This is a genomic window from Acinetobacter sp., from assembly GCF_036666595.1.
Taxonomy (GTDB): domain Bacteria; phylum Pseudomonadota; class Gammaproteobacteria; order Pseudomonadales; family Moraxellaceae; genus Acinetobacter.
Genome location: NZ_JAVWVO010000028.1, coordinates 1 through 1,254 on the forward strand (window position 1 = coordinate 1; position 1,254 = coordinate 1,254).

The 1,254-nt window shown below is 35.6% G+C and carries 1 protein-coding gene and 1 pseudogene; one reads left to right on the forward strand and one right to left on the reverse strand.

Annotated elements, in window-relative coordinates; genetic code table 11:
• Nucleotides 1-121: pseudogene (locus RR876_RS16510) on the forward strand (thiaminase II); the annotation flags it as partial.
• 63 nt (nucleotides 122-184) lie between these two features.
• Here RR876_RS16510 and RR876_RS16515 read toward each other — a convergent pair.
• Nucleotides 185-919: a hypothetical protein gene (locus tag RR876_RS16515; RefSeq protein ID WP_332637134.1), complete on the reverse strand. Its 735-nt coding sequence runs from the start codon at nucleotides 917-919 to the stop codon at nucleotides 185-187.
• Between the last annotated feature and the right edge of the window lie 335 nt (nucleotides 920-1,254).

Consider the following 1,254-nt stretch of genomic DNA (forward strand, 5'->3'; position numbering starts at 1 on the left):
ACGTTGTGATGAAGATACTTTAGTGAAAATGCATGCGGCTTATCGCATGGGCGCGAAGTTGGAATGGTTATTTTGGGATAGCGCTTACCAACAACGTCAATGGTTAGGTTTAGATCAATAATAAATAACCTTGGTGTTTGAATCCCAATCTTCAAACACCTTTTATCTTCTGGCTTTATTTATTTTATTCTCTTCTGCGCCATTTCCCCCACTTCAGGAAAATCAAGCTTGCGGTTACCACAAAAAAAATCATAAATTTTGTTTCAAGCCAAACCAAGTTACGTTCTGCTCTCGTCACTTGAGGATTCTCGATTGAATCACCCCGATTTGAATAAGGTTGAATATCTAGTTGCATAATTTGCTTGGTTTTTTCTCCCTCACCAACCACTAAATAAGCTGCTTTAATATCAAAATCCTGAGCATTTTCTACACCAAAGCTAATTTTGGCAGGTTGATTTACATTATATTCAGGAATCCAATCCCAGATTTTGCCATACACTCGAACATTACTAGCATCAGTTAGAATAGGATCTTGTATTTCCTTATGAGTTTGATCTTCGATTTCATCGGTTAAATCATCAAACTCTTTGAGTGAATAGTTTTTACGCATTGGTAAATCTTGCGCGACTAGCGTGACTGCTTCAGCAGGTTGAGTCGGATGATTTTTTGCTAGTAAACCCTGACCAACAATCAAGAAATCAAGTTTGCTTTCCTGATTGCCCGTGGTTTTAGGAACAGCAACAAGATAAACTGCTGTCCAAAATTGGCTGGCAGGATTCAGGTTTCCCAATTCCAGTTGGTAGCTATGTTCTTTATCAAGATTGAAAAACTGTTCAAACCCAATAATTTTGGTTTCTTGTGCCCATGCCCCTCCACTAAAATATAAACACCCACCCAACAAGATAATCTTCTTTAGCATTATTATAGACTCTATATTTATATATGATGCATATTAATCTACTCATCATCATAAATCGAAATTATTCTTGGACTTATCACGAAAAGTGACTATAAGTAGCAGTATTTAACATTTTTTATTTTTAAATTTACTGAGAAACTAACAAATTTGATCACTATTATATTTTGATGACTAACATTAATTAGACGATTACAGCTTAGATAATATTTAAAGCGAGCTTGTATTAAATTTGGAGAATAAAAAAGCCCCTCATGGGGGCTTAGTCGTATATCGTATTGTCCGATATACTGTATGAGGCTCATCTCAAACTGGTTGCATTAAAACATAAACTCGCT

Bases quoted from the DNA above. Each gene is read 5' to 3' on its own strand.
- RR876_RS16515 (WP_332637134.1), bottom strand. From the start codon at position 919: ATGCTAAAGAAGATTATCTTGTTGGGTGGGTGTTTATATTTTAGTGGA.